24 protein-coding genes, 1 tRNA gene and 1 pseudogene are annotated in these 25,476 nt (G+C 74.4%); 15 read left to right on the top strand and 11 right to left on the bottom strand.

Going from position 1 to position 25,476, the window contains the following annotated elements:
- Nucleotides 1-160: 160 nt before the first annotated feature.
- A complete protein-coding gene (locus tag EES43_RS29590; protein WP_124271617.1) occupies nucleotides 161-340 on the bottom strand; it encodes a hypothetical protein in 180 nt (59 codons plus the stop codon).
- A gap of 442 nt (nucleotides 341-782) precedes the next feature.
- On the opposite strand from EES43_RS29590, the gene EES43_RS29585 reads away from it, so the two are divergent.
- Genes EES43_RS29585 through EES43_RS29570 form a run of 4 tightly spaced genes read left to right on the top strand, consistent with a single transcriptional unit; the run spans nucleotide 783 to nucleotide 5,624 of the window.
- The gene (locus EES43_RS29585) at nucleotides 783-2,063 is read left to right on the top strand and encodes a polyprenyl synthetase family protein (RefSeq protein WP_124271616.1); all 1,281 of its coding nucleotides are present in this window, start codon (nucleotides 783-785) and stop codon (nucleotides 2,061-2,063) included.
- Nucleotides 2,060-3,586: a phytoene desaturase gene (locus EES43_RS29580; protein WP_124271615.1), complete on the top strand. Its 1,527-nt coding sequence runs from the start codon at nucleotides 2,060-2,062 to the stop codon at nucleotides 3,584-3,586. Before EES43_RS29585 ends, EES43_RS29580 begins: the two co-directional genes overlap by 4 nt.
- A complete protein-coding gene (locus tag EES43_RS29575; protein ID WP_124271614.1) occupies nucleotides 3,583-4,611 on the top strand; it encodes a phytoene/squalene synthase family protein in 1,029 nt (342 codons plus the stop codon). The genes EES43_RS29580 and EES43_RS29575 overlap by 4 nt, the downstream gene beginning before the upstream one ends.
- Nucleotides 4,608-5,624 (top strand): DUF5914 domain-containing protein, encoded by a 1,017-nt coding sequence (locus EES43_RS29570; protein ID WP_241192581.1) that lies wholly within the window; start codon nucleotides 4,608-4,610, stop codon nucleotides 5,622-5,624. Before EES43_RS29575 ends, EES43_RS29570 begins: the two co-directional genes overlap by 4 nt.
- Nucleotides 5,625-5,655: 31 nt before the next feature.
- On the opposite strand, the gene EES43_RS29565 is transcribed toward EES43_RS29570, so the two are convergent.
- The 4 genes from EES43_RS29565 to EES43_RS29550 form a co-directional block, all read right to left on the bottom strand.
- Nucleotides 5,656-7,263, bottom strand: coding sequence for an NAD(P)/FAD-dependent oxidoreductase (locus EES43_RS29565; RefSeq protein WP_124271613.1), 1,608 nt, complete (start codon nucleotides 7,261-7,263; stop codon nucleotides 5,656-5,658).
- A complete protein-coding gene (locus tag EES43_RS29560) occupies nucleotides 7,260-8,525 on the bottom strand; it encodes a lycopene cyclase family protein (RefSeq protein ID WP_124271612.1) in 1,266 nt (421 codons plus the stop codon). Before EES43_RS29560 ends, EES43_RS29565 begins: the two co-directional genes overlap by 4 nt.
- A gap of 136 nt (nucleotides 8,526-8,661) precedes the next feature.
- Nucleotides 8,662-9,078, bottom strand: coding sequence for a hypothetical protein (locus EES43_RS29555; protein ID WP_124271611.1), 417 nt, complete (start codon nucleotides 9,076-9,078; stop codon nucleotides 8,662-8,664).
- Nucleotides 9,075-9,389, bottom strand: coding sequence for a UBP-type zinc finger domain-containing protein (locus EES43_RS29550; protein ID WP_124271610.1), 315 nt, complete (start codon nucleotides 9,387-9,389; stop codon nucleotides 9,075-9,077). Before EES43_RS29550 ends, EES43_RS29555 begins: the two co-directional genes overlap by 4 nt.
- A 385-nt stretch (nucleotides 9,390-9,774) precedes the next feature.
- Between EES43_RS29550 and EES43_RS29545 the strand changes: the two genes are divergently transcribed.
- From EES43_RS29545 to EES43_RS29525, 5 genes are all read left to right on the top strand, one after another.
- Complete coding sequence (locus tag EES43_RS29545) at nucleotides 9,775-11,112, top strand: hemolysin family protein (protein ID WP_124271609.1); 1,338 nt, start codon at nucleotides 9,775-9,777, stop codon at nucleotides 11,110-11,112.
- Nucleotides 11,109-12,125: a hemolysin family protein gene (locus EES43_RS29540; protein ID WP_124271608.1), complete on the top strand. Its 1,017-nt coding sequence runs from the start codon at nucleotides 11,109-11,111 to the stop codon at nucleotides 12,123-12,125. The genes EES43_RS29545 and EES43_RS29540 overlap by 4 nt, the downstream gene beginning before the upstream one ends.
- Before the next feature lie 175 nt (nucleotides 12,126-12,300).
- Nucleotides 12,301-12,921: an L-threonylcarbamoyladenylate synthase gene (locus EES43_RS29535; protein WP_124271607.1), complete on the top strand. Its 621-nt coding sequence runs from the start codon at nucleotides 12,301-12,303 to the stop codon at nucleotides 12,919-12,921.
- A 23-nt stretch (nucleotides 12,922-12,944) separates the two neighbouring features.
- A complete protein-coding gene (locus EES43_RS29530; RefSeq protein ID WP_124271606.1) occupies nucleotides 12,945-13,562 on the top strand; it encodes a hypothetical protein in 618 nt (205 codons plus the stop codon).
- A gap of 103 nt (nucleotides 13,563-13,665) precedes the next feature.
- Nucleotides 13,666-13,890, top strand: a complete 225-nt coding sequence (locus tag EES43_RS29525) for a hypothetical protein (RefSeq protein WP_124271605.1) — start codon at nucleotides 13,666-13,668, stop codon at nucleotides 13,888-13,890.
- An 80-nt stretch (nucleotides 13,891-13,970) separates the two neighbouring features.
- On the opposite strand, the gene EES43_RS29520 is transcribed toward EES43_RS29525, so the two are convergent.
- The 3 genes from EES43_RS29520 to EES43_RS29510 all read right to left on the bottom strand — a co-directional run bounded on the left by EES43_RS29520 (nucleotide 13,971) and on the right by EES43_RS29510 (nucleotide 18,653).
- Entirely contained in the window at nucleotides 13,971-15,632 is a 1,662-nt protein-coding gene (locus tag EES43_RS29520) for an ATP-binding cassette domain-containing protein (protein ID WP_124271604.1), read from the bottom strand.
- Between the two features lie 362 nt (nucleotides 15,633-15,994).
- Complete coding sequence (gene mptB, locus EES43_RS29515; RefSeq protein WP_124271603.1) at nucleotides 15,995-17,521, bottom strand: polyprenol phosphomannose-dependent alpha 1,6 mannosyltransferase MptB; 1,527 nt, start codon at nucleotides 17,519-17,521, stop codon at nucleotides 15,995-15,997.
- 121 nt (nucleotides 17,522-17,642) lie between these two features.
- Nucleotides 17,643-18,653, bottom strand: a complete 1,011-nt coding sequence (locus EES43_RS29510) for an aldo/keto reductase (protein WP_124271602.1) — start codon at nucleotides 18,651-18,653, stop codon at nucleotides 17,643-17,645.
- A 164-nt stretch (nucleotides 18,654-18,817) separates the two neighbouring features.
- Here EES43_RS29510 and EES43_RS29505 point away from each other — a divergent pair, with 164 nt between their 5' ends.
- Nucleotides 18,818-19,714 carry a LysR substrate-binding domain-containing protein gene (locus EES43_RS29505; RefSeq protein WP_124271601.1) on the top strand — a complete coding sequence of 299 codons (897 nt, stop codon included), beginning with the start codon at nucleotides 18,818-18,820 and terminating at the stop codon, nucleotides 19,712-19,714.
- A gap of 40 nt (nucleotides 19,715-19,754) precedes the next feature.
- Nucleotides 19,755-19,826: transfer RNA gene (locus EES43_RS29500), tRNA-Arg, on the top strand.
- Nucleotides 19,827-19,871: 45 nt separating this feature from the next.
- On the opposite strand, the gene EES43_RS29495 is transcribed toward EES43_RS29500, so the two are convergent.
- Nucleotides 19,872-20,141 carry an MDR/zinc-dependent alcohol dehydrogenase-like family protein gene (locus EES43_RS29495; protein ID WP_124271600.1) on the bottom strand — a complete coding sequence of 90 codons (270 nt, stop codon included), beginning with the start codon at nucleotides 20,139-20,141 and terminating at the stop codon, nucleotides 19,872-19,874.
- A 206-nt stretch (nucleotides 20,142-20,347) separates the two neighbouring features.
- Between EES43_RS29495 and EES43_RS29490 the strand changes: the two genes are divergently transcribed.
- The 4 genes from EES43_RS29490 (at nucleotide 20,348) to EES43_RS29475 (ending at nucleotide 24,684) form a co-directional block, all read left to right on the top strand.
- On the top strand, nucleotides 20,348-21,181 hold the full coding sequence (locus EES43_RS29490; RefSeq protein WP_124271599.1) for a PP2C family protein-serine/threonine phosphatase: 834 nt from the start codon (nucleotides 20,348-20,350) through the stop codon (nucleotides 21,179-21,181).
- A 62-nt stretch (nucleotides 21,182-21,243) separates the two neighbouring features.
- Complete coding sequence (locus tag EES43_RS29485; RefSeq protein WP_164493316.1) at nucleotides 21,244-22,263, top strand: MASE1 domain-containing protein; 1,020 nt, start codon at nucleotides 21,244-21,246, stop codon at nucleotides 22,261-22,263.
- A 300-nt stretch (nucleotides 22,264-22,563) separates the two neighbouring features.
- A complete protein-coding gene (locus tag EES43_RS29480) occupies nucleotides 22,564-22,761 on the top strand; it encodes an antitoxin (protein ID WP_124271597.1) in 198 nt (65 codons plus the stop codon).
- A gap of 315 nt (nucleotides 22,762-23,076) precedes the next feature.
- Nucleotides 23,077-24,684, top strand: coding sequence for a sigma-70 family RNA polymerase sigma factor (locus tag EES43_RS29475; RefSeq protein ID WP_124271596.1), 1,608 nt, complete (start codon nucleotides 23,077-23,079; stop codon nucleotides 24,682-24,684).
- A 51-nt stretch (nucleotides 24,685-24,735) separates the two neighbouring features.
- Here the strand turns inward: EES43_RS29475 and EES43_RS29470 are convergent, their stop codons facing one another.
- Nucleotides 24,736-25,077: a hypothetical protein gene (locus EES43_RS29470; RefSeq protein WP_124271595.1), complete on the bottom strand. Its 342-nt coding sequence runs from the start codon at nucleotides 25,075-25,077 to the stop codon at nucleotides 24,736-24,738.
- 50 nt (nucleotides 25,078-25,127) lie between these two features.
- Nucleotides 25,128-25,476 (bottom strand): annotated as a pseudogene (locus tag EES43_RS29465) (cytochrome ubiquinol oxidase subunit I); the annotation flags it as partial.

Raw genomic sequence — 25,476 nt, 5'->3', positions numbered from 1 at the left:
CCCGCGCGACGTGCTGGGCAACCCGCAGCACGACCGCACCAGAGCGTTCCTGTCCAAGGTGCTGTAGCGGGAGCGGCGGCCCGGGGCCGCAGGGCGTGAGGGCGGCCCCGTACGCAGGTGTACGGGGCCGCCCTCGGTCCTGCCGGACGTACGACGTGCGTCAGCGCCTGCGCGGACCTCCCGTACGCAGACCGGACCCGACGCCCGCGACGTGCAGGGCGAGGAGCATCAGGCCGAGCAGCATGACGTTCGTCGAGGCGAACACGTCGTTCGTCGAGATGTCGGCGGCGTTGATGAGGAACGCGATGAAGAACAGGACGGCCGCGGCTATACCGAGCATGGTGGGCTCCTTTCCGAGCACTGGCCGTGTGCCCCCGCGCCGCGGAAGTAGGCGGGCCGGGGGCACACGAGAACGGCGGACCGCGGATCGAGGTGCATCCGCCCGCCGCGCCGCCGCCGAAGCAGGGGTGGGGAGCCGGCGCTCCCCGGGGAGTGTCCCGCACACTCCCGAGGCCGTCCCGCGCGACCACCGCCGCGGGACGGCCGCTCACGCCCGGGGCCCAACGGGCGCGGGCCGGCCGGGCGTAGGCCGATCGGGCGGGGCGGTCCTGCCCCGGGTGTTTCACCGCCGGGCGGGCGCTCATGTCGTGATCGTCTCTGACAGCACCGCGCGTCCCCCCGCGCGGCCTTCGTACGCCTCTCGCCCGACGCATCCGAAGGGCGCGCGCCCGGGGAAAGGATGACGAACCGTTCGCGCACCACCCTGACCGGAAGGACGTGAGATGGTCCGTATCCAGGCCGTGGAGCACTCCTTCGCCGATCGCCCCGACCTCGTCGGCGCGGACCGCTTCGCGGCTTCCGGCGGGGCGGAGCACGGGCGTGCCGCCGACACGGCCGACCGCGTCGACGCCGATGTGGTCGACGCCGTACTGCACTGCGCGAGGACGGTCCTGGCCGAGCGCGTCGCCCGCGCCGCCGAGATCGATCCGCTCTTCGCCGCGGACGTGGCCGGGCGGGTGGCCGACTTCACGCTGGACGGCGGCAAGCTCGTCCGGCCCCGGCTCCTGTGGTGGGCGATGCGGGCGTGCGGCGGCGCGGACGCGGCGGCGGCCGGGGCCGCCCTGCGGCTCGGCGTCGCGCTGGAGCTCATCCAGAGCTGCGCCCTGATGCACGACGACGTGATGGACCGTTCGCAACTGCGCCGGGGCCGCCCCGCCGCGCACATCGCGCTCGCGACCGGGGCCGGCCTCTCGCCGGAGTCGGAGCGCGGTGCGGCGTTCGGCGCCTCGGCCGCCGTACTGGCCGGGGATCTCGCGCTGGTGTGGGCGGACGACACCGTCGCGGAGACGGACCTGGATCCCGCCGCACGACGCCGGGTCGCGGCCGTGTGGCGGTCCATGCGGACCGAGATGGTGGCCGGGCAGTACCTGGACCTGCACGGCCAGGCCACCGGCGGCGGTTCCGCGGCGCGGGCGATACGGACCGCGTGCCTCAAGAGCGCCCTGTACTCGGTCGAACGGCCGCTCGCCATCGGAGCCGCTCTGGCCGGCGCGGGCGGGCGTACGACCGCAACCCTGCGGTCGGCGGGCCGGGCCGCCGGCATCGCCTTCCAGTTGCGGGACGATCTGCTCGGCGTGTTCGGGGATCCCGGCCGGACCGGGAAGCCGTCCGGGGACGACATCCGCGAGGGCAAGCCGACCTATCTGCTCGCCGTGGCGCGGGCGCGGTCCGCGGCGACGGGCGACGGTGCGGCGCTGGCCCTCCTCGACCGGGCCGTGGGCGACCGGGAACTGACCGAGGACGGCCTCACCCGGGTGCGGGAGGTGTTCGAGGCGAGCGGGGCGCGCGCCCTGGTGGAGCGGAAGGCCGACCGCCTCGGTGATCGCGCCGTGCTCCGCCTGGCCCGGGCCGTCGACGTGGAGGAGCACGCCGGGGGCCAGTTGCTCGGGCTGCTGCGCACCGTCGCCGGAGGGGCGGCGCGGGACGGTTCGGCGGCGCGCGGCCACGGTGGCCCGTCCTCCGCCCGGGTCCGGTCGGCGGACGAGGGAGGAGGCGGCCGGTGATCACCGTCAAGGGGCCCGTCGACCATGTGGTGGTGGTCGGCGCCGGCCTGTCCGGCCTGGCCGCGACGCTGCATCTGCTGGGCGCGGGACGGCGGGTGACGGTCGTGGAGCGGGAGTCCGTTCCGGGGGGCCGGGCCGGTCTGCGCGAGGCGGGCGGCTTCCGCGTCGACACCGGTCCCACCGTGCTGACGATGCCGGACCTGGTGGAGGAGGCCCTCGCCGCCGTCGGGGACCGGCTGGCCGACCGGCTGGAGCTGGTCCGGCTGGATCCGGCCTACCGGGCACGGTTCGCCGACGGGTCGCAATTGGACGTCCACACGGACGGAGCGGCGATGGAGGCCGCGGTCGAGGAGTTCGCGGGCGCCCGGCAGGCCGTCGGCTACCGGCGGCTGCGGATCTGGCTGGAGCGCCTGTACCGGGTGCAGATGCGGCGCTTCATCGACGCCAACTTCGACTCGCCGCTCCAGCTCGCGCATCCCGACCTGGCCCGGCTCGCGGCACTGGGCGGCTTCGGCCGGCTCGACGCGCGGATCGGGTCCTTCGTCTCCGACGAACGGCTGCGCCGGGTCTTCTCGTTCCAGGCGCTGTACGCGGGGGTGCCGCCCGCGCGGGCGCTCGCCGCGTACGCCGTGATCGCCTACATGGACACGATCGCCGGGGTCTACTTCCCCAAGGGCGGCATGCACGCGCTGCCGCGTGCCCTGGCCGACTCGGCCGCCGGGGCGGGGGCCGACCTCCGCTACGACCGGACGGTCACCCGGCTGGAGCGGTCGGGCGACCGCGTCACGGCCGTCGTCACCGACCGGGAGCGCATCCCCTGCGACGCCGTGGTGCTGACGCCGGACCTTCCCGTCAGCTACCGGCTCCTGGGGCGCGGCCCCGTACGGCCCCTGGCGCTGCGGCACGCTCCCTCCGCGGTGGTCCTGCACGCCGGGACGGACCGCACATGGCCCGGTCTGGCCCACCACACCATCTCCTTCGGCGCGGCCTGGCGGAGCACCTTCCACGAACTGACCCGGGCCGGGACGCTGATGTCCGACCCCTCCCTCCTCATCACCCGGCCCACCACGACGGACGCCTCGCTCGCCCCGCCCGGCAAGCACCTGCACTACGTGCTGGCGCCGTGCCCCAACACCGAGGTCGGGCCGGGCGCGCGGGAGTGGCGGGAGCTGGGGCCCCGCTACCGGGACGAGCTGCTGGCCGAGCTGGAGCGGCGGGAGATGCCCGGTCTCGGCGCGGCGATCGAGGAGGAGGGGCTGGTCACGCCGGCGGACTGGACGGCGGCGGGGCATGCGGCGGGAACCCCGTTCTCCGTGGCGCACACCTTCCCCCAGACGGGCCCGTTCCGGCCGCGCAACCTGGTGCGCGGCACGGTCAACGCGGTGCTGGCCGGGTGCGGCACCACGCCGGGCGTCGGCGTGCCGACCGTCCTGATCTCCGGGAAGCTGGCGGCGGAGAGGATCACCGGTCCCCGCCCCGTCCGGACCGTCCGGCGCTCCGTCGTGAGAGGTGCCCCCGCATGACCGCCCGTGAACTCGACGCCGCAGGCATCCACGACCCGGCCCTGCGCGCGGCGTACGACCGGTGCCGCGCGCTGAACGCGCGGCACGGCAGGACGTACTTCCTCGCGACGCGGCTGCTGCCCGTGGACCGCAGGGCCGCGGTGCACGCCCTGTACGGCTTCGCCCGGTGGGCCGACGACATCGTGGACGACCTCGACAGCGGGGCCACGGCCGAGGAGCGGGCGCGGGCCCTGCTCGCCCTGGAGGCCGAGCTGGCGGCGGGCCTGCGCGGCGGGGCGGCCGAGGAGCCGGTCATCCGCTCGCTGGCCCACACGGCGGGCCGGTACGGCATCGAACACCGGCACTTCACCGATTTCCTGGCGTCCATGCGCAGCGATCTGACGGTGCGCGGGTACGCCTCGTACGAGGAGCTGGGCCGGTACATGCACGGCTCGGCCGCGGTGATCGGTCTGCAGATGCTTCCGGTGCTCGGCACGGTGGGGCCGCGCGAGGAGGCCGCGCCGCACGCGGCGGCGCTCGGCGTGGCCTTCCAGCTGACCAACTTCCTGCGGGACGTGGGCGAGGACCTCGACCGGGGGCGGCTCTATCTGCCGGCGGATCTGCTGGCGGCGCACGGGGTGGACAGGGAGCGGTTGGAGTGGGGCAGGAGCACGGGGGCGAGGGACGGCCGGATCGCCTCGGTGCTCCGCGCCGCCGCCGCGCACAACCGGGGCGTCTACCGCGAGGCCCTGCCCGGCGTAGCGATGCTGTCGCCGGTGTCGCGGCCCTGCATCCGGACCGCGTTCGTGCTCTACAGCGGCATCCTCGACGCGATCGAGGCGGACGGATACGCGGTGCTGCGCCGCCGGGCGGTCGTCGCGCGCAGACGCCGGGCGGCGGTGGCGCTGGACGGGCTGGTGCGGGCGCTGACCGCCCGTGCGTTCCTGGGCCGCACCGGGACGGCGGGCGTGCGGGGCGCGGAGGCGCGGCCGGGCGGATCACGGCAGAGGGACGCCGCCCGGCCGGTGCGGGAGGAGGTGGCGTGAGCTCTCCCCGCCGGCGTGCCCGCTCCCCGCGTGTTCCGGTGCGGCTGCGGCGCGATCCCGTCCCGTGGGACCGTCAGCCTCCCACCTGGCGCGAGGCGAAACCCGGGCTCATCGCCGAGGCCCTGCACCGGGCCTCGGCGCGCCCGTCGGGCAACTGGTACGTGATCGGCGCGTCGCGCCGCCTGCCGCCCGGGCAGACGCTGGGCAGGACCGTCGCGGGGGCCGAGGTGGTCGCCTGGCGCGACGCGGACGGCCTGGTGCGCGCGGGGCCCGGCGCCTGTCCGCACCTGGGCGCTCCCCTGCGCGAGAGCCGGGTGCGCTGCGGCACACTCGTCTGCCACTGGCACGGACTGGCCCTGGACGGCGGCCCGTTCGCCGGGTGGGAGCCCTTTCCCGCTTTCGACGACGGCGTGCTGCTCTGGGTGCGGCTCGACAGGGCGGGCGGCGAGACACCGTCCGAGCGGCCGTTCGTCCCGCCGCGGCCGGGCCTGCGGGACGCCGTCGACGCGGTGTACGAGAGCGTCGGCCGCTGCGAACCGGAGGACGTGGTGGCCAACCGCCTCGATCCGTGGCACGGGGCGTGGTTCCACCCGTACTCCTTCGTCGATCTGACGGTCACCGGGACGCCCGGGGGCGGTGGGGCGGATGACGACGGGTTCGCCGTGGAGGTGTCGTTCCGTGTCGCCGGGCGGGTGGTGGTGCCGGTCCGGGCCCGGTTCACGGCCCCCGAGCCGCGTACGGTCGTCATGCACATCGTCGAGGGCGAGGGCGAGGGTTCGGTGGTGGAGACGCACGCCACGCCGCTCGGACCGGACGGGCTGGGCAGGCCGCGCACGGCCGTGACCGAGGCGCTGGTCGCGGCCTCGGACCGGCGGGGCTTCGCGGTGGCACGGGCCGCCGCTCCCCTGCTGCGCCCGCTGATGCGCGCCTCGGCCGGCCGGCTGTGGCGGGACGACATGGCGTACGCGGAGCGGCGCTGGGAACTGCGCGACGGCGGGCGGTTCCCGGGCTGAGCGGGCCCCGCCCGCGCGGAGCCGGGGGCCGTCAGACGGCCCCCAGCGCGGCGAGCCGGCGCAGCAGCGGTGACCGGCCCTCGCGGGGCACGGTCCAGAGTGTCTGGCCGCGCACGCCCCACCGCTCCAGCAGCGCGTTGGCCGCGAGGAATCCGCTGGTGGCGGCGCGCTCCATGAGGGCCACCGGCAGGTCGGTGCGGACCAGGTCCCCGGCCACCGTGACGGCGGGGTGGGGCGTGCGGACGCCGGGCCGGTCGCGGTAGCCGCCGACGGGGAACAGGGGGCAGTCGGCCCGCCATTCGTGCCGTTCGTCGACGACGCGGGCGCTGATCGTCTCCGGGTAGACGCGGTGCAGCTGGGTGAGGACGGCGCGCTGCACGGCGGCGCGGTCGGCGACCGGCGCGACGGCGTAGGCGTGCAGTTCGACGACCGCGCCCCTGGTGCGCCGGGCCCAACGGGCGGCTTCGCCCTCCCAGCGGTCCAGGACGCTCACGTTGTCCAGCGGACCGTAGCCGCTGGTGCCGAGGAAGCCGGGGCGGCCGGGGGCCAGGGGGCGGTCGAGCCAGAGGCGCGAGACGAGGAACGGCGGGGCGGTGCGCAGGGCGGCGATCCGGGCACGCCACCGGGCGTCGCCGAGGTGCGGGGAGGCGGCGACGACGGTGCGCAGGCCGCCGCTGTCGAGGGCGAGGACGAGCGCGTCGTGGCGCTCCGCGCGGTCGTCGGTGTGGACGCGGAGCCCGCCGTCGGGGAGCGGGCTGACGCGGCGGACCGGGGTCCCGGTGCGCACGCGGGCCCCGTGGCCTTCGAGGTAGCGCCGCAGCGGCTCCCACAGTGCGGTGGGGAACGGTTCGCCGGGGACGTCGAAGAGGAGTCCCTCGCTGGAGCCGAGGAAGTAGATGTGGAACATCAGGACCAGTTCCGCGGCGGAGAGTTCGCGCGGATCGGCGAAGAAGCTGCGGGAGAAGACCTCGAACGCCAGGTGGTGGGCGGCCTCGGGGAAGCGGATGCGGGCCAGGTAGTCGTGGGCGCTGATCGTGTCGAGCCGGTCGTAGACCTCGGGCACCCGCACGTCCAGCAGGCTCAGCGCGGCCCGCGGATTCATCCGGACCAGGTCCCGGAGGCCGAAGGCGGGGCTCAGGGCGACGAAGCCCAGCGCGCTGAGGGGCGGGGTGCGCGGTACGCGGGCGAAGCTGTCGTGGAGGCCCGAGCTGTGCCGCAGCGGGTAGTCCGGCAGCGCGGTCAGCGTGTCGAGCCCCGGGTCCACGCGCCGGAACAGGCCGCGCAGGTTGTAGTACTGGCGGAAGAAGGCGTGGAAGCCCCGGCTCATCGTCGCGGTGGTGCCGTCGGCGAGTTCGGTGGGCCAGCCCGACAGCCGTCCGCCGAGGGACGGTTCGCGTTCGTAGAGGGTGACGTGCGCGCCGCGTTCGGCGAGCAGGGTGGCCGCCGCGATTCCGGCGATGCCGCCGCCGACGACCGCCACGGCGGGGGGCCGCCCCGTGAACCGGGCCCGGCCGTCGGGGCCGGGCACGACGGCGGCCCGCCGGTCCCGGCCGCGGCGGTGTCCGCCGCGCGGGCGGTCACGGGCTGCGGGACGGCGTGCGGAGGCTGCGGACGGTGCGTCGCCGCGCGACAGGGTCATGCGGTGCTCTCTTCGTGGCCGGTCGGTGGCGTCGGGGGCGGAGGCGGGTCCACCCGGTGCGGGTCCGCCTCGTGCGGGTCGGGCGCTCGGCGGGCCCGGAAGGGGAGTTCGGCGACGGTCCGCAGCATGGGCGCGACCGGGGTCCGCAGTCCGATCAGGAGGTCTTCGGGGAGCCGCGTGGAGCCGTCCAGGAAGCGCAGCAGCCGCTCGCCGGGGACCTCGCGGAAGAGCCTCGCGAAGAACTCGGCGCCGTCGACCCGCCCGCTGTCCAGGGCGCGCAGCAGGACGGCGTCCATGGCGCGCGGCCGGGCGCCGTACGGCGGCGGCATGCGCAGGTCCCGGCCGGCGCGCAGTCGGGCGGCGACGGTCCGGCTCTGCCGCTGCACGGCGGTGAAGGTGTATCCGGTGGAGGGGCGGGTCGCGCCTCCGGCGGTGCCGATGCGGAAGACCGAGTGCCCCTCGCGCCGCGGGAAGCGGCCGTCCGTCATGGGGATGACGCCCCGTTCCCGGGCGGTGACGCGGAACTCCCCGAGTCGCAGGACGTCATGGGTGTAGTGGCCGAGCGCGCGCAGGTAGCCGTCGGTGTCCAGGGCGGCGCGGGAGAACTCCGTGTACTCGACCAAGGCGGTGTACGGGCTCAGGGGCAGGACGTAGCCGAAGGACAGGCCCCGCTCCGGCTGCGGGGTGCGGAAGTCCATGAGGTCCGCGGTGGCCGGGTCGAAGACCGGACGCCCGGTGCGGACGAACCAGCCCATGAAGTGCTGGAGCAGGGTGGTGCGGGCGGGCGGCAGGCGGCGGGGCGGCCGTGAGTCGAAGACCCGGCGGCCCCGCAGGACCAGGGGTTCGCCCCGCTCGTCCAGCGCCAGCACCTCGCCGCCGCCGTCGGGCGCGTCGCGTACCGCCGTCACGGTCGCCCGGACCCGGCGGAGGGCAGGGGCCCGCGCGAGCCGCCGTTCGACCAGTTCCTCGAAGGCGTCCGAGCGCAGCATCTTGTAGCGGTGGGGAGCGGGCCGCACCACGGTGGCCGTGCCGTCGGCGCCCCGTACCCGCAGCCGGGGCCAGGAGGCGGCGAGGGCGGTGTCGTAGGGGCCGCCGGGCGGCTCCCAGAAGCACCAGGTCCGCGGCGGCGGCCTCAGGGGCCCCGGCGGGGCGTCCACGAGCACCACCGAGAGCGGGACGGACGCGCCGGGCGCGCACAGGTGGTAGGCGAGGGTCAGCCCGGCCAACCCGGCGCCCACGACGACCACGTCGGCTGCTGGCACGGCTCCCCTCCCGGTCGGACGGCTACCGAATCTTCCGCACGGTGCGGCCCGCCGGATGCAGGCGACGCGCGGGCCCGTCGCCCGAACCCGGCGAACGGCCCCGGGGGCTGCCCCGTCATGCCGTGCGGGGCAGCCCTTACGCAGCGGTGTGGTCGGGGTGGCCGCCGGTGCGCCGGTCTTCCTTCATCTCGGCTTCGTAGAGGTGGTCGCGGCCGTCGGCGAGCTGCCGCCTGATCTCCAGCTCGGCCTTCTTGAAGGCTTCGTAGTAGGTGGCGTCGTATTCCTCGACGATCTGGAAGGTCCAGTGGCCGGGGATGACGTTGCGGCCGAGGATCTCCCGTTCGACGCGGTGGGCCTGGGCGTCGTGTCCGGCGTCGCGGAGCAGCCGGACGGCTTCGTCGAGGGCGAGGTCGGCGCCGCCGGTCAGCTGGTGGAACTCGTAGAGCGCGCCGCGGGCGCGTTCGGTGGTCTCCAGGGCTCTGGAGAGGGCGCCGAGCGCCTCGACGGTCGCGTCGGTGACGCCTTCGGGGCGCCGGTGGCTGCCGTCGTTCACGACGGCTCCCGTTCGAGGAAGAGGTCGTCCTCGTAGCACCAGGCCCAGTCCTCGCCCGGTTCGGCGGAGCGGGCCACGGGGTGGCCGGCGCTCTCCGCGTGCGCGGCGGCGTGCTTGCCCCGGGAGCTGTCGCAGCAGCCCGTGTGACCGCAGGTCAGGCAGGTGCGCAGATGGACCCAGGTCATGTCCAGGGCCTCGCACTCGGCGCAGCCGCTCGTCAGGGGCCGTACGTCGGGGTCGATCCGGTCGGTGTGGAGGCAGGTCCGCCCGTCGGGGCGTCCGGCGTCGAAAGCCGCGGTCCAGCCGTTCATCGCTCTCCTCGTCACGGGTGCGCTGTGGTGACACCACCTTCTCCCCGGGGCCCGCCGCATCCGGCCCGCCGCGCCGTACCCCGGTGTCCCGACCCTCCGCCTCGACCCGGGCGGCGCAGGCCGTCCGGTCCGGCCCCGCCGCGCGGGCGAACACCGCACGGGCCGTTCAGCACGGGAGAGCGCTGTGACGCGGGCCACTCCCGTTTCCTTTGCGCTCCCTTTACTATCAGCAGGACGGGTGTACGCCCGTCCTCTCGCCGACCCGAGATCCGGACGTCGGCCTGGCGACCGAACAGAGAAGGAGCTGCGGTACCGCAATGGGTGAGCCTCCCAGTACGAACCGTGTCATCCCTGCCCCGGCGGACCTGGGGACGGAGGTGACACGGTGAGCGAAGTGCTCCTGCTCCTTCTCGCCCTCGGGCTGACTCTGGCGTGCGCGGTGTTCGTGGCCGCCGAGTTCTCACTCACCACCATCGAGCGCGGCGAGCTCGAACGGGCCGCCCGGGCCGGTGAGCGCGGCGCCGAGAGCGCCCTCAAGGCCGCCAAGCGGCTCACCTTCCAACTCTCCGGCGCCCAGCTCGGCATCACCGTGACCTCCCTGGTCATCGGCATGCTGGCAGAGCCGTCCCTCGCCGTGCTGCTCCGCGGCCCGTTGGAGTCGGTCGGCCTCCCGGCCGGCGCGGTGTCCACGGTCGCCACGCTGCTGGGCGTGGCGCTCTCCACCGTCGTGCTCATGGTGATCGGCGAGCTCGTTCCGAAGAACTGGGCGATCTCCAGCCCGCTCGCGGTGGCCAAGGTCGTCTCGGGTCCGCAGCGCGCCTTCACGGCCTGCTTCGCCCCGCTCATCCGCCACCTCAACAACACCGCGAACCGCGCCGTGCGCCGCATCGGCCTGGAGCCCGCCGAGGAGCTGGCCTCGGCCCGCACCCCGCAGGAGCTGATCGCGCTCGCACAGCACTCCGCCCGCGAGGGGGCCATCGAGGAGGACTCCGCCGAGCTCTTCGTCCGCACCCTGCACCTGGCCGAGCTGTCCGCCGAGAACGTGATGACGCCGCGCGTGGACGTCCGGGCGGTCGAGGCCCGCGCCACCGCCGCCGACGCCGCGAACCTCACGCTGGCCACCGGGCTGTCGCGCTTCCCGGTCTACCGCGATAGCCTCGACGAGGTCATCGGCACCGTACACATTCGCGACGTGCTCGCCCTGGACGAGTCCGAACGCGCCCGGACCCCGGTCACGGCGCTGGCCACCGAGGCCCTGCTGGTCCCCGACTCGCTGCCCGTGGACCGGCTCCTGGCGCAGTTGCGCCGCCACCGCACCATGGCCGTGGTCATCGACGAGTACGGCGGCACGGCGGGCGTCGCCACCGTCGAGGACATCGTCGAGGAGGTCGTCGGGGAGGTCCGCGACGAGCACGACCCGCACGAGCGGCCCGATCTCGCGCCGGCCGAACCGCTCGGCGACGGCCGCCCGGTCTGGGAGGCCGGGGGCGGCACCCGGCTCGACCAGCTCGGCCGGATCGGCTTCCCCGCGCCCGACGGCCCGTACGAGACGCTCGCCGGTCTCCTCGCGACCCGGCTGGCCCGCATTCCCGTCCGTACCGACCGGCTCGTGGTGGACGGCTGGCAGTTCGACGTGCTCGACATCGAGCACCACCGCGCCGACCGGGTGCGGATCACCGCGCCCGCCGCGGCCCCGGCCCTCGTGGAGGAGGACGCCCGATGACCGCTGTACAGCTCGCCATCGGCGCGCTCACCCTGCTGACCAACGCGTTCTTCGTCGGCGCGGAGTTCGCGCTCATCTCCGTGCGCCGGAGCCAGATCGAGCCGCAGGCCCGGGCGGGCAGCCGGCGGGCCCGGAGCACCCTGTGGGGTCTGGAGCACCTGTCGGCCGCCATGGCCACCGCCCAGCTCGGCATCACGATCTCCTCGCTGGTCCTCGGCGCCGTCGCCGAACCGGCGATCGCCCACCTGCTGGAGCCGCCGTTCGCGACGATCGGCGTGCCCGACGCTCTGGTGCACCCCATCGCGTTCGTGATCGCGCTGACCCTGGCGACGTACCTGCACATGCTCATCGGCGAGATGATCCCGAAGAACATCGCGCTCGCGGCCCCCGCCGCGACCGCGCTGGCGCTGGGGCCGTCCCTGGTCGCCCTGACCCGGGCCCTGCGGCCGGTGATCTTCGGCATCAACGCGTTCGCGAACATGCTGCTGCGCCTGCTGAAGGTGGAGCCGAAGGACGAGGTGGCCTCCGTCTTCACCGATGACGAGCTGGTGCGTCTGGTGAAGGACTCCAGCGATGCCGGACTGCTCGCCCCGGCCGACGGCGAACGCCTCCAGGACGCCCTGGAGCTCGGCACCCGGCCGGTCGGCGAGGTCATGGTGCCGCTCAACCGGACCGTCACGGTCGAACTCGGGATCACCGCGCAGGGACTGGAGCGGGCGGCGGTCGACTCGGGGTTCTCCCGGCTGCCGGTCACCGGCCCCGACGACGGCCTCCTGGGCTACCTCCACATCAAGGACGCGCTCGGTGTCGCGGAGCGGACCAGGCCGCTGCCCACGAGCGCGGTGCACCCCATCATCCGCGTCGAGATCGACACGCCGCTCGACGACACCCTGACGGCGATGCGCGCCGCCGGCACCCATCTCGCCGCCGTCGCCGGCGATCGGGGCACGGTGATCGGCTTCGTGACGATGGAGGACGTCCTGGAGGAACTGGTGGGCGCGGCGGTCCGCTGAGGGCCCTCGCGGGCACAGCCGCCGGACCCGGCGGTTCGAGGAGGCCGCGGCCCCGTCGCGCACAACGCGCGGCGGGGCCGCGGCTCCCTGCGACTCCGCCTCCCGCCGACTCCGCCTTTCTCCGACGCTCCGACGTCCTCCGCGCGCGCCGCGGCCGACCGCGTAAGCTCGGCGGATGGCCAAGTACTTCGACGTGCACCCCGACAATCCCCAGCCGCGCACCATCGCCACCGTGGTCGACAGCATCCGCTCCGGTGCGCTCGTCGCGTATCCGACCGACTCCTGTTACGCGCTGGGCTGCCAGCTGGGCAACCGGGAGGGCATCGGCCGGATCCGGTCGATCCGGCACCTCGACGACCGTCACCACTTCACCCTGGTGTGCCGCGACTTCGCCCAGCTCGCCCAGTTCGTCCGGGTCGACAACGACGTCTTCCGGGCCGTCAAGGCGGCCACCCCCGGCAGCTACACGTTCATCCTCCCCGCGACGAAGGAGGTGCCCCGGCAGCTGATGCACCCGAAGAAGAAGACGGTCGGGGTCCGCATCCCCGACCACACCGTCACCCAGGCGCTGGTGAGCGAACTCGGCGAGCCGCTGCTGTCGAGCACGCTGCTGCTGCCCGACGAGGAGGAGCCGCTGACGCAGGGCTGGGAGATCAAGGAACGGCTCGACCACGAGGTGGACGCCGTGATCGACTCCGGGGACTGCGGGACCGCCCCGACGACCGTCATCGACTTCTCCGGCCCGGAGCCCGAGATCGTCCGCCGCGGCGCGGGCGACCCGTCGCGCTTCGAGTAGGCCGGCCGGGGAGACTGGCGGACGTGACAGTGGAGCGGCTGCGGTTCGACGGCTGGATCGCCGGTGTGGGGACGGCCTCGGGAACCCGGCTGGTGGTGGGGCACTGGCCCCGCTCGCCGTTCGGGGCGTTCAGCGACGTGATGATCCAGCATCCCGACGGCGAACGGATCCTGCTGGCGCCCACGCGGCGGATCGCGGAGTTCGTCTCCGCCACGTACCGTTTCGAGCGGATCGACGTCCTGCCCGTCTCGGTGACGGCCGACGGGCCCGAGTGGCGCGTCCACGCGGGCCCGCTGCGCCTGTGGCTGCGGACCGGACGGCGGTCGGCGCTGGGCCTGCTGCTGACCGCCGTGCCCGCGCCACTGGCCCGGAGCCCCTACTGGGCGGCGCTCTGCGACGTTCCGGCCCGGCTGATGCCGGGCGTACGCACCCGGGGAAGCGCCGGTTCCGGGCGGCGGGAGTGGTACGGGGCGCGCGACCACCGGCCGGTCCGGGAGGCGGGCGTCGTGCTGGACGGGACGGACCTCGGCGGGCTCGCACCGCTCAGTCCGCCGGTCGAGTTCGGCTTCGGTTCGGCTCCGCGCGGGCCGTCGCTGGTCCGCGTCACAACAACGGTCGAACTCGCGGCGACGGCCCGCTGAGCCCGCCCCGTACGCCCTGACATGCCTCCGGCCGGCCGGTGACCGATTCCGGGCCGGGCGGACCGGGGATGCGGGCGGGGAAGCGCGGTCGCAGGGTGGAAGCATGTCAACTCCCCCGATCGTCATCCACCGGCCGACCCCCTCGGGCGGACGCCGGGTGACCGTGCACTACGAGGGCCGGGACGAGATACTCGGGCTGGCCCACAGCGATCACGACGTCATCGTGTTCCTCTCCGAGGCGGGCCTGGAGGACGCCGACCGCATCCTCGACAATCCGGTCTGGGTGGAATGGCGGGGCGGACGGGCCCATCGCTACGAGGCGGCCTGAGGCAGTCGCCGCACCGGCCCGTCCGGCGTCCCGCGCGGGACGCCGCCACCTCCCTCCCCCGCGGCCGGCCGATCGGCGGATCAGTCCGTTCCGGAGCCTTCGAGCAGGCCGCGCACCTCCTCGGCGTTCGTCTCGCGCAGTTCGTCGGAGAGCAGGAGCCAGCGTGTGATCCCGACGGATTCCAGGAACGCCAGATCGTGGCCGGCGATCAGGAGCGCCCCTTCGTAGGACGCCAGCGCGTCGGTCAGCCGGCGCACCGCGGTCACGTCGAGGTTGTTCGTCGGTTCGTCGAGCATCAGCAGCTGCGGGGCGGGCGCGGCGAGCAGGGCCGCCGCCAGGGCGGCCCGGAAGCGTTCGCCGCCGGAGAGGGCGCCCGTCGGCCGGTCCGCGCGCGCTCCCTTGAAGAGGAACCGCGCGAGCTGGGCGCGGATCTCGTTGTCCGTGACGCCGGGAGCCGTGCGGGCGACGTTCGCCGCGACGCTGATCGTGTCGTCGAGCACGTCCAGACGTTGCGGGAGGAACCGCAGCGGCACGAGGACCGCGGCCTCGCCGGAGCGCGGTGCGATCTCTCCGGCGAGCGTCCGCAGGAGGGTGGTCTTGCCCGCTCCGTTGCGGCCGACCAGGGCGATGCGTTCGGGGCCGTGCACGTGGAGGCCGGCCTCGCGCAGCTTGCCGTGGGAGAGGGTCAGGCCGTCCAGGGTCAGGACCGTGCGGCCGGCCGGCACGGCCGTGTGCGGCAGGCTGATCCGGACCTCGGCGTCCTGGTGGACGGCCCGCGCCGCCTCCTCCCGTCGCTCCAGGGCGGCGTCGAGGCGGTCCTCGTGCAGGCCGCGCAGCCGGTCGCCGGACTCCTGGGCGGACCGTTTGCGTTCGCCCGCCACGATGCGCGGGGCGCGCCGCTCGGCGTCCATCTTCTTGCTGTGGCGCTGTCGGCGGGCCACCTTGATCCGGGTTTCCTCCAGTTCGCGCTGCTGGCGGCGTACGTCGGCGTCGGCGGCCCGCAGCATACGGCCGGCGGCCTCCTGCTGGACGGCGAGCGCTTCCTGGTAGTCGGACCAGCCGCCGCCGTACCAGCTGACGGAGCCGGCGCGCAGTTCGGCGATGCGGTCGACGCGTTCCAGGAGGTCCTGGTCGTGGCTGACGACGACGAGGATGCCGGTACGCCACGAGTCGACGGCGTCGTAGAGCCTGCGCCGGGCGAACAGGTCCAGGTTGTTGGTGGGCTCGTCGAGGAGCAGGACGTCGGGGCGTTCCAGCAGCAGGGCCGCGAGGCGCAGCAGGACGGTCTCGCCGCCGGACAGCCGCCCGACGGTCCGGTCCAGGTCGACGCCGTCGAGTCCGAGGGAGCCGAGCGTGGCCGCGGCCCGCTCCTCCACGTCCCAGTCGTCGCCGATCGTGTCGAAGTGCTCGTCCCGCACGTCGCCCGATTCGATGGCCCGCAGCGCGGCGCGCCGCTCGGCGATGCCCAGGGCGCGGTCCACGGTCAGCTCGGTGTCGAGGGTGATGTTCTGGGGGAGGTGGGCGAGTCGGCCGCCCGTGGTGACGGAGCCGCCGGTGGGGCTCAGCAGTCCGGCGAGCAGGCGCAGCAGGGTGGATTTGCCGGTGCCGTTGGCACCGACCAGTCCGGTACGGCCCCGGGGGACGGTGACGGAGAGCCCGTCGAAGAGGGCAGTGCCGTCGGGCCAGCGGAGGGTGAGGCCGGAGCAGGCCAGGGCGGCGTTGGGCGCGGTGGGATGGCTCATCGTGGTTCTCGCAGTCGCAGGCGCGGGAAGGGGGCTTCGTGGGCGAGCAGCACGCGGCGACCGGGCCGGAGACCCGAGAGGGGTGGGATGGGCGAGCCCTGTGCCGTCCGAGGGGGACGGCGTCTTCCGAGGGGCGCTCAGCACCGAGGCGCATCCACGCGGCGGTCACGGGCGGCAGATGTGCCGACAGCGTCATGACCGCTGTACGGACGGGGCCGTACCGCGTGATGTTCGCGGACCTCAGATGCGCAACGTCCACCTCTATCGGAGACGACAGGACGGTGGCAGCGTACCGGAGGCGCTCGCGCGGCGTCGAGGGATTTCCTGCCGTACGGGGGCGGTGCGCGGGTCGCCGCGGGGGGTCAGGCGCCCGCCTTCCCGGCGTTCGCGCGGATGTCGTCCTCGGCGGCCGGCCCGCTGCCGCGTCCGGTGGCCGCGCGTTCGGCGCCGGGGCGGAGCGGGGTGCGCGGACCGGGCGGGCCGACCCCCTCGGGCACCACCGGAGCCCGCCGGACGGCGAGGGTCGCGACGACGGCGGCGATGCCCGCGAGGACGAAGCCGTACGGCGGCGTGGCCCCGGTGGGGTGGGTCTCGTAGACGAGCGCCGCCGAGAGCACGCTCACCACCGCGACGGCGCGCCCGTACTGCTCGGTGGTGGCCACGACCGCCATGCCCCACAGGAGGTACCAGGGCTGCACCATGGGCGAGAGGGCCACCACGGCCAGCAGGCCCAGTCCGAGCCCGTGGACGGGACTCGGTGTACCGGTCATCGACCGGCGGGCGAGCACCACGACGACGACGAGCGCCGCCGCCAGGCCGAGCGTGCGGACGGCGGAGGCGATCGGTTCCGGATCGGTGCCGAGCAGCAGCTCGCCCAGCAGACCGAGGCCGAGGCCGACGTCGCTGGTGACCGAGAGCGCCGTGTGGATGTTTCCGGCGACGCCCTGGGTCCGCAGCCAGCCGAAGCCGGTCCCGCTGACCACGGTGGCCGCTCCGGCGACCGCGCACGCCACGAGACCGGGCGCGAGGAGTCCCTTGGCCCAGCGTCGTACCCGCGGGCCGGTGGCGGACGCGTGCACCAGCACCCCGATGAAGAGCAGTGCGGCGGCGGCCGGGGACTTGACCATCATGGCCAGGCCGACGAGGGCGCTGCCCGCCACCCACCGGCCGCGCAGGGCGAGCGCCAGGCCCGCCAGCATCAGCCCGATCATCAGGCCGTCGTTGTGCATGCCGCCGATCACGTGCATCAGCAGGAGCGGATTGAGCGCCGCGAGCCACAGGGCGCGGCTCTCGCTGCCGCCGTGCTCGCGGGCGAGCCGGCGCAGGGCCCAGACGATGAGGACGAGCGAGGCGAGGGCGACCAGGCGCATGGCCAGCACGGCGGGCACGATCGTGCCGCCGGTGATCCGGGCGATCGCGGCGGACGTCAGGAGGAACAGCGGGCCGTAGGGGGCGGGGGTGTCGCGCCAGTGGTTGCCGACGCCGCCGGCCGCGTCCCCGCCGATCCCGTCGGGATCCAGGGCGGACGGGCCGACGGTGTAGACGTCGTGCCCTTCGAGGACCATCGCGCCCTGGGCGATGTAGCTGTAGACGTCGGCGCTGTAGAGCGGCGGCGCGAGGAGGAACGGCGCGGTCCACCAGGCCAGGGTGGTCAGGGTCTCGCGGACGGTGGAGGCGGCTTTGCCGTACTGCCACCAGGCGACGACGAGCACGGTCAGCCCGGCGTAGGCGAGGACGGCCGCGACGGTCCGTACGGTGGATCCGTGGTCGATCCACAGGCCCCACGGGTCGTGGGGCGGCAGTTTCCCGGAGAACCAGCCGCCCGTGGCGACGGCCAGAGCGCCCGCCGCGCCCAGCCGACGGTGTCCGACAGCACTCAAAGCCCGCATGACCGGCCAACCTATCGGATCAAGGGCCCCTGCCGCCCCTCGCCCTCACCCGTGGGCGAACGTCCGCCGGGCGCCCGGCGGACGCGGTCCGGGCGCCCGGGTGTTCAGCGGTCGGGCGGGGTCAGGCGGTGGGCACGGGTGCGTCGGCGGAGATGAGGTTCTGTTCGCGCAGTGCCGTCCAGAACGCGGCGGGGATGGGCTCGTCGAGGGCCGCGACGTCCTCGGCGATCCGGCTCGGCCGGGTGGCGCCGGGGATGGCCGCCGCCGTGGCGGGGTGGGCGAGGGCGAACTGGAGGGCGGCGGCCTTGATGCCGATGCCGTGCTCGTCGGCGAGCGCCTTGAGCCGCTCCACCTTGGCGACGATGTGCTCCGGGGCCTTCTGGTACTCGAAGTGCGCGCCGCCGGCGAGGATGCCCGAGCTGTACGGTCCGCCGACGACGACGTCGACGTCGCGCTCGGCGGCGGCGGGCAGGAGGCGCTGCAGGGCGCGGTCGTGGTCCAGGAGCGTGTAGCGGCCGGCGAGGAGGAACGCGTCGGGGCGCGGCTCGTCGAGGTCGAGGGTGAGTTCGAGGGGTTCCACGCGGTTGACACCGAGGCCCCATGCCTTGATGACGCCTTCGTCGCGGAGCCGGTCGAGGACGCGGAAGGCTCCGGTGCGGGCGCTCTCGTAGGCCGCGAGCCATTCGTCGCCGTAGAAGTCCTGGGCGACGTCGTGGACGTAGACGATGTCCAGACGGTCGGTGCGCAGTCGCTGGAGGCTGTCCTCGATCGAGCGCAGGGTCGCGTCGGCCGTGTAGTCGTTGACCATCTTGTTCGGGCGGCCGTGTTCGAAGAGTCCGCCCTTCTCGCCGAAGTCGCGGGCCGCCGGGTCCTCGACCTCGTCCAGGACCACGCGGCCGACCTTGGTGCTCAGCACGTAGGCGTCCCGGGGGTGCTCGGCGAGTGCGTCCCCGAGCCGGATCTCGGAGAGGCCGGCCCCGTAGAAGGGCGCGGTGTCGAAGTAGCGGATGCCCTGGTCCCAGGCGGCCTGGACGGTGGCGGCGGCCTCCTCGTCGGGGATCGCGCGGAACATGTTGCCGAGCGGGGCGGTGCCGAAGCCGAGGCGTCCGGGGAGGAGGCGGGTGATGCTCACAAGCGGTTCCTTACGGTCCGTGTCGCCGGTGCCGCGGGGGCGGAAGAGCCCGGACGCCGGCGTGCTGTCGTCCTGACACCTCCGAGGTTAGGATCGCCTCCTTGAGACTGTCCAAGACTTGTTCTGGCTGACTTGAGTCCCCGAAGGTCTGAAGAGGACGTGCCATGCTCGATCTGCGCCAACTCCGCTATTTCGTCGCCGTCGCCGAGACGGAGCACGTCGGCCTCGCGGCCGAGCAGCTGCACATCTCGCAGTCGCCGCTGAGCCGTCAGATCGCCCAGCTGGAGAAGGAGCTGGGCCTGGTCCTGTTCGAACGCGACCGGCGGCGGATCCGCCTGACCTCCGACGGCCGGGTGTTCCTGGCCGAGACCAGGGCCCTGCTGACGCACGCGAGCCGACTGGAGAACCTGGGGCGACGCCTGGGGCGCGGCGAGGAGGGCGGGCTGTGCGTCGGCTACGTACCCGACGCCATGCACACGGGCATCCTGCCGTCGGCTCTGCGCTCGCTGCGCACCGAGCGGCCCGGCATCCACATCGCCCTGTACGCGCAGCCCGCCGCCGAGCAGTTCGAAGGACTGCGGCAGCGCAGCCTGGACATCGCGCTGGTACAGCAACCGCCCGCCGAGGACGATCCCGATCTGCGGTCGGCCCTGCTGCTGGAGGACCCGCTGCTGCTGGTGCTGCCCACCGGACACCCGCTGGCCGGGCGCGCGGAGCTCGCCCCGGAAGACCTGGACGGGCAGCCGTGGATCGCCGTGGAGAACGGTCGCGACCCCGCGGGGCGCGACGCCTTCGTCGCCTCCTGCGTCGCACTCGGCTTCGCCCCGGACATCACACTGGTCGCCGCCGAACCTCTCACCGCACTCGGGCTGGTCGCCTCCGGTTTCGGCCTGGCCCTGGTCCAGCGGAGCATGGTGCGCGCCACCGCCCCGGAGGTCGCCGTGCGTGAACTCCCCTGGCACGGCGGATCAGCACGGCTGTGGGCGGCCTGGCACCGCGTCGATCTGCGCCCGATCGTGGGGGCGTTCCGCGCGACCGTGCTCAACACCGCCCGCGCGTAAACCGATTGACGGTGAGCCGGGCCAGTGGGCATCCTGTGACCCAGGCGTAGCTCAGTGGTCAGAGCACCGGTTCTCTGGACCGGAGGTCGCAGGTTCGAATCCTGCCGCCGTACCCGTCGAGGGCGGTCCGGCGATCCCTGGGATCGCCGGACCGCCCTCATCGCACATCACCCCGCCAGTCCCACCGGTGGCCGTCGCCCGAACGCGGTCCGTACTCGGCCCGGCCGCCGGGCCCGTACACGCCGATCTCGGTGACCAGCCCGACGCCCTCGCGCAACGTCCGCTCACTCCATCCGGTGACGTCCAGGAGCAGGCCGTCGAGCGGGCCGCCGACCAGCTCGCGGTAGTCGTGTCCCGGTTTCGGCCCGGGGTGGGGGTCGTCGTGATCCGCTCCGTACACCCGTCGCTGCCTCATCAGCTCGTCCATGCGGGCAGCATCCCACCGGCCACTGACAACGGCTCGGCGCGCGGGGCCATCCGGCCAGTGCGGCGGCCGGACGGGCTGTGCACCGGGTGCGTGGGCCGACGGGGGAGGGGAGCGGCCTCCACCCGCTCCCCTCCCCCGTCGTCCCCGAAATGCCGTCGCCGGACGCGCACCATATGATTCAGGGACTCACGCACCGGGAGCAGCCCATGAACCGGCGTCGGTCTCCCCGCTCGGTAAGCGCCGAGGACCTGCTCACCTCGTTGCAGAGCCTCACCGCCCGTGCCCGGCGGGAGGTGGAATTCCACCAGGCCCGCGTGGAACTCGCGCAGGCCCTCCAGCGCGACATGCTTCCGGCGACCCTGCCCGCCGTACCGGGCCTGCAGTCGGCGGCCCGGTACGCTCCCGCCCGCCACGGTCTGGACATCGGCGGGGACTGGTACGACGGGTTCCCGCTCGCCGACGGCGCTCTCGGGTTCGCCATCGGGGACGTGCAGGGGCACGACGTCGAGGCCGCCGCCTTCATGGGCCAGGTCCGCATCGCCATGCGCGCCATCGCGGGCACGGCCGCCGATCCGGGCGAGGTGATGGGCCGGACGAACGACCTCCTGCTCTCCGTGGACTCCTCCCTCTTCGCCACCTGCACCTTCCTGCGCCTGGATCCGCAGACCTGGGAGCTGCACAGTGCGCGGGCGGGTCACGTGGCCTGCGTGTGGGCGACGGTCGACGGGCGTTCCGGCATCACGGAGGACCCGGGCGGCCTGCCGCTGGGCATCGAGCCCGGCGAGGGCTATCCGGTCACCCGGCGCACCCTGGACGCGGACGGCGCGCTGGTACTGCTCACCGACGGCGTCGTCGAGGGCCCGTCGCTCCTGATCGAGGAGGGGCTCGACCGGGTGCGGCGGCTGGTGGCCGCGAACGCCGGGGCGAGCGCCGACGAGCTGGCCGACGAGGTGCTCGGGGCGGCGGAGCTGACGGGGCACGAGGACGACGCCGCCGTACTGGTCCTGCGGCACGCCGCCGCCCGTCGCGGAACGCCGTGACGCCCTGCCGTCCGCGCGTGTCACCGGCCGCCTCTCCGCGGCGCCGGTGTCTGATGAGAGCTGTGATCCGCAGCGAGAGAGCCAGAGACCGGGCCGTCCGGGTGGCGCAGGTCCTGGGCGTGGCCGGCGCCTACTACCTGTCGGGGCAGCTCGGCCTGACCCGGCAGGTCGTGGTGGACGGGGCCGTCGTCACACCGCTCTGGCCGCCCACCGGCATCGCGCTGGCCGCACTGCTGTTCTTCGGTGCTCGCGTCTGGCCGGGTATCGCGCTGGGCGCGTTCTTCACCGTCTCCACTCTCGGGGACACCGTCGACGTGTCCCGGGTGGGCATCGTGCTGGGCAACACGATCGCGCCACTCGCCTCGTACGCGCTGCTGCGCAGGGTCGGGTTCCGCAGCGAGCTGGCGCGGTTGCGGGACGGGATCTGCCTCGTCTTCCTCGGCGCGTTCGCCGGCATGCTCATCAGCGCGACGATGGGCAGCGTGACGCTGCTGCTCGACGGCAAGGTGCCCGCGGGCGGGTTCTGGCTGGTCTGGTCGTCGTGGTGGGCGGGGGACGTGATGGGGGTGCTCGTGGTCGCGCCCGTGCTGCTGGTGCTGCCCCGGGCGCGACGGCCCCGGATCTCCGGCCGGTGGCTGGAGGCGTCGCTCCTCGCGGTGGCCGTCATGGCGGCGGGACTGATCGCCACACGCAGCTCGCTGTCGATGATCTACCTGGTGTTCCCGGTGATCATCTGGGCGGCCCTCCGCTTCCAGCTGCCCGGCAGTGCCCCGTGCGCCCTGGTGGTGTCGGTGCTGGCCATCATCGCGGGGACCGACGGCCTGGGGCCGTTCGCCGGTCACTCGCTGACGGAGATCATGCTCAATCTCTCCCTCTTCAACGGGAGCGTGGCCCTCACGGCACTGCTGCTCGGGGCCGTCGTGGCCGAGCACCGCAACATCCGCCGGGAGACCGAGTACGCCGTGGAGGAACTGGAGGCGCTGGTGGAGCAGCTGGCACCGCTCTCGGGCCCCCGCGGATCGCGCTACGACGACGAGAGGCGCCGACGCGGCTCCGGCGGCGGGGCGCTGCCCGAGCAGTGACGGCGGCCGGTGAACGGGCGCGTCGGGCTTCAGTACGGAAGCGGGCGTCCGGACGGGGTGCGCAGGTCCAGCGGGGGCGGCCCGGAGGGCGGCGGGGGTCGACGGACGACGATACGGATGCGGCCCACTGCCACCACCTCCTCCTGGTCACCGGTATGTGCCCAGCACGCGACGCTTCACACGTCCGCGGCGCGTCGGGCTGACCGGTGGTCTCGTCCGGGTGGGGCCCGCGCGGATGCGGGACGGGCCCGGGGCGGTGACCCTGGACGGGTGGGGGCGCCGAAGCGAGGAGGATGACGCATGTCCGCACTGGACAGGATCAAGAAGATGCTCAAGGGTCACGAGGACCAGGCAGGCAAGGGCATCGACAAGGCCGGAGACATGGTCGACGACCGGACCCAGGGCAAGTACAGCCGACAGGTCGACACCGGTCAGGACAAGCTCAAGGATCAGCTGGGCGCGGACCGCGACCAGCAGGACGGTCCGCCCCGCTCCTGAACCGCCCCATCGGCGGCCGGCCCCCGCACCGCGACCGGCCGTGCCACGACGACTCCGTGCACCCGTCCGTGCCCACACGCCCGCTCTGCCGTGGCACGGGACGGGTGCGCGGCGTCGTCGCGGCCCGCACGCGGCAGCCCTGGTGAAGGGGTTCCGGCGGCACCTGAGGCCCGACCGGCCGAGACCCGCGGCGACCGTTCGGGATTCACCGCGGGATTCGGGATTCACCGCGGGATTCCTGTTATCGCCGCGGCGGCAGCGCATCTCCGGAGTGTGGCAAGTGACAGCACAGGACCCCGGAAGAGTGAGCACAGCATGGGCATGGATCACGGGACAGCCTTGATCACCGCGGCGCGCGGCGGTGACCGGACGGCCAGGGACCGGCTCGTCGCGTCGTGTCTGCCGTTGCTCTACAACGTCGTCGGCCGGGCGTTGAACGGTCACGCGGACGTGGACGACGTGGTGCAGGAGACGGTCCTGCGCATGCTGCGCGGCCTTCCGGAGCTGCGCGATCCCGAGCGCTTCCGTTCGTGGCTGGTGGCGATAGCCATGAACGAGATACGCGGGCGCCGGCGCGAGGGGCGGTCGGGCACCGCGTGGTCCGACCGGTCGGACCACGCGTACGACCTGGCCGATCCGAGCGCCGACTTCGTCGAGCTGACGATCCTGCGGCTCGGGCTGACCGGCCAGCGGCGCCAGGTGGCGGAGGCGACGCGCTGGCTGGAGGAGGACGACCGCGCGCTGCTGTCCCTGTGGTGGCTGGAGGCGGCGGGCCGGCTCTCGCGGGCCGAGGTCGCGGCGGCGCTGGAGCTGACGCCGCAGCACACCGCCGTGCGCGTCCAGCGCATGAAGGCGCAACTGGAGGCCGCCCGGGTCGTTGTCGGGGCGCTGGCGGCCGAGCCGCCGTGCGTGCTGCTGGAGGACATCGTCCGAGGGTGGGACGGGGTTCCGTCGGCGCTGTGGCGCAAGCGGCTCGCCCGGCACGCCCGTGAGTGCACCGTCTGCTCGGGGCACGGCTCCCGTCTGGTGCCGGCGGAGAGCCTGCTGGTGGGGCTGGCGCTGGTCCCCGTGGCGGTGACGGCGGGCGGCGGCGCGGCTGCGGACCTGATGGCCCCGGCCGCGCACCTCGCGGGGCCCGCCGGCTCCGTGGACCTCGCCGGTGCGGGGCGCGCCGAGCGCAGGCGCGAGCAGTCGCGCCGCCGCCGCAGGAACTCGGCCGTGGCCGCCCTGGTCGCCGTCGCGGCGCTCGGAACGGGCGGTGCGGCGGTGCACCTGTACGTGGACGACGCCGAGCCGGACGCGAGGGCCGTGACCGCCGGGGCGCCGGCGGGCGGCGCGGAGACCGCCTCGTCGGCGGCCCCCTCCTCGGCCCCGCCGTCGCCCTCCGCCTCGTCCGCCTCCCCGTCGCCCAGCGCCTCGCCGTCGCGCGAGCCCTCCCGCACACCCAAGCCGAAGCCCACACCGAAGAAGACCGCTCCGGCGCCCGCGCCCCGGAGTGCGACCACGGGCCCGAAGCCCGCGCGCCCGGCGCCCGCTCCTCAGGCGTCGGTCGGCGGGCAGGTCACCCGGCTCGTCAACGTCGAGCGGGCGAAGGCCGGTTGCGGTCCGGTGGCCTCCAACGGACTGCTGGCCACGGCGGCGCAGGGGCACTCCGCCGACATGGCGGCCCGCAACTACTTCTCACACACGTCACCGGACGGCACGGACCCGGGCGACCGGATCACCGCGGCCGGGTACCGCTGGAGTACCTACGGCGAGAACATCGCCAAGGGGCAGCGGTCCGCGGCCGATGTGGTGTCCGCCTGGATGAAGAGCCCCGGGCACCGCGCCAACATCCTCAACTGCTCCTTCAAGGAGATGGGGGTGGGGAAGCAGGACTCCGGCGACGGGCCGGTGTGGACGCAGAAGTTCGGAGCCCGCTGAGCCTGCGTCGACCACCGCGTGGCCCCCTTGCTCGTCCGCCGGGCGTTCGGCTCAGCGGACGAGCAGGGTCAGCGCTGTGCAGCCGCCCGTGGCCGCGCACACCGTCAGGGCCGAGACGGCGAGGCAGCGGGCCCGCAGCCGCTCATAGCGTTCGGTGTACTCGCCGCGCAGTTCGAGGGCCCGGTCGCGGACCCGCGTGAGCGAGGCCCGGGTCACGGCGACGCGATCGGCGAGGTAGACGCGTTCTACGTCGTCGCGCTGGGCGGTGGTGAGCCAGGGCAGTTCGTCGGTGAACCGGCGTGCCTGCCGCCGCGCCCGCTCGACCTCGGCGTTCAGCAGCAGGAAGCCCTCCAACTGGGCGAGGCCGCGCGCGCTGTCGTCGTCCGGTTCCACTCGTCCTCCTGCAGTCGGGGTCGGGCCGTCCGTGCCGGCGCGTGACGGGGTCATTCCTGGTTGTCCCCGGGCGCGACGGTCCGGGACAGCGGCTGGAGGTTGGCGGACCGGTCGATCTCGCGGACCGAGGGGTGGTGCAGGTCGAACGCCGGGGACTCGGAACGGATCCGCGGCAGGGTGACGAAGTTGTGCCGCGGCGGCGGGCAGGAGGTGGCCCACTCCAGCGAACGGCCGTAGCCCCAGGGGTCGTCGACCTCGACCTTCTTGCCGTACTTGGCGGTCTTCCAGATGTTGTAGAAGAACGGGAGGATGGACAGGCCGAGCAGGAACGAGGAGATGGTGGAGACCGTGTTGAGCGCGGTGAAGCCGTCGGCGGCCAGGTAGTCCGCGTAGCGGCGT

Source organism: Streptomyces sp. ADI96-02 (assembly GCF_003846185.1).
Taxonomy (GTDB): Bacteria; Actinomycetota; Actinomycetes; order Streptomycetales; family Streptomycetaceae; genus Streptomyces.
Note: the sequence above shows the minus strand (reverse complement) of the source record. Positions and strands in the feature narration are given on the sequence as shown.

What these genes read in the sequence shown, in the direction of transcription:
- EES43_RS29535 (WP_124271607.1), top strand. Translation starts at nt 12,301, where the DNA reads ATGGCCAAGTACTTCGACGTGCACCCCGACAATCCCCAGCCGCGCACC.
- EES43_RS29475 (WP_124271596.1), top strand. Translation starts at nt 23,077, where the DNA reads ATGGGCATGGATCACGGGACAGCCTTGATCACCGCGGCGCGCGGCGGT.
- mptB (WP_124271603.1), bottom strand. Translation starts at nt 17,521, where the DNA reads ATGCGGGCTTTGAGTGCTGTCGGACACCGTCGGCTGGGCGCGGCGGGC.
- EES43_RS29505 (WP_124271601.1), top strand. Translation starts at nt 18,818, where the DNA reads ATGCTCGATCTGCGCCAACTCCGCTATTTCGTCGCCGTCGCCGAGACG.
- EES43_RS29525 (WP_124271605.1), top strand. Translation starts at nt 13,666, where the DNA reads ATGTCAACTCCCCCGATCGTCATCCACCGGCCGACCCCCTCGGGCGGA.
- EES43_RS29565 (WP_124271613.1), bottom strand. Translation starts at nt 7,263, where the DNA reads ATGACCCTGTCGCGCGGCGACGCACCGTCCGCAGCCTCCGCACGCCGT.
- EES43_RS29495 (WP_124271600.1), bottom strand. Translation starts at nt 20,141, where the DNA reads ATGGACGAGCTGATGAGGCAGCGACGGGTGTACGGAGCGGATCACGAC.
- EES43_RS29550 (WP_124271610.1), bottom strand. Translation starts at nt 9,389, where the DNA reads ATGAACGGCTGGACCGCGGCTTTCGACGCCGGACGCCCCGACGGGCGG.
- EES43_RS29480 (WP_124271597.1), top strand. Translation starts at nt 22,564, where the DNA reads ATGTCCGCACTGGACAGGATCAAGAAGATGCTCAAGGGTCACGAGGAC.
- EES43_RS29540 (WP_124271608.1), top strand. Translation starts at nt 11,109, where the DNA reads ATGACCGCTGTACAGCTCGCCATCGGCGCGCTCACCCTGCTGACCAAC.
- EES43_RS29590 (WP_124271617.1), bottom strand. Translation starts at nt 340, where the DNA reads ATGCTCGGTATAGCCGCGGCCGTCCTGTTCTTCATCGCGTTCCTCATC.
- EES43_RS29490 (WP_124271599.1), top strand. Translation starts at nt 20,348, where the DNA reads ATGAACCGGCGTCGGTCTCCCCGCTCGGTAAGCGCCGAGGACCTGCTC.
- EES43_RS29520 (WP_124271604.1), bottom strand. Translation starts at nt 15,632, where the DNA reads ATGAGCCATCCCACCGCGCCCAACGCCGCCCTGGCCTGCTCCGGCCTC.
- EES43_RS29585 (WP_124271616.1), top strand. Translation starts at nt 783, where the DNA reads ATGGTCCGTATCCAGGCCGTGGAGCACTCCTTCGCCGATCGCCCCGAC.
- EES43_RS29575 (WP_124271614.1), top strand. Translation starts at nt 3,583, where the DNA reads ATGACCGCCCGTGAACTCGACGCCGCAGGCATCCACGACCCGGCCCTG.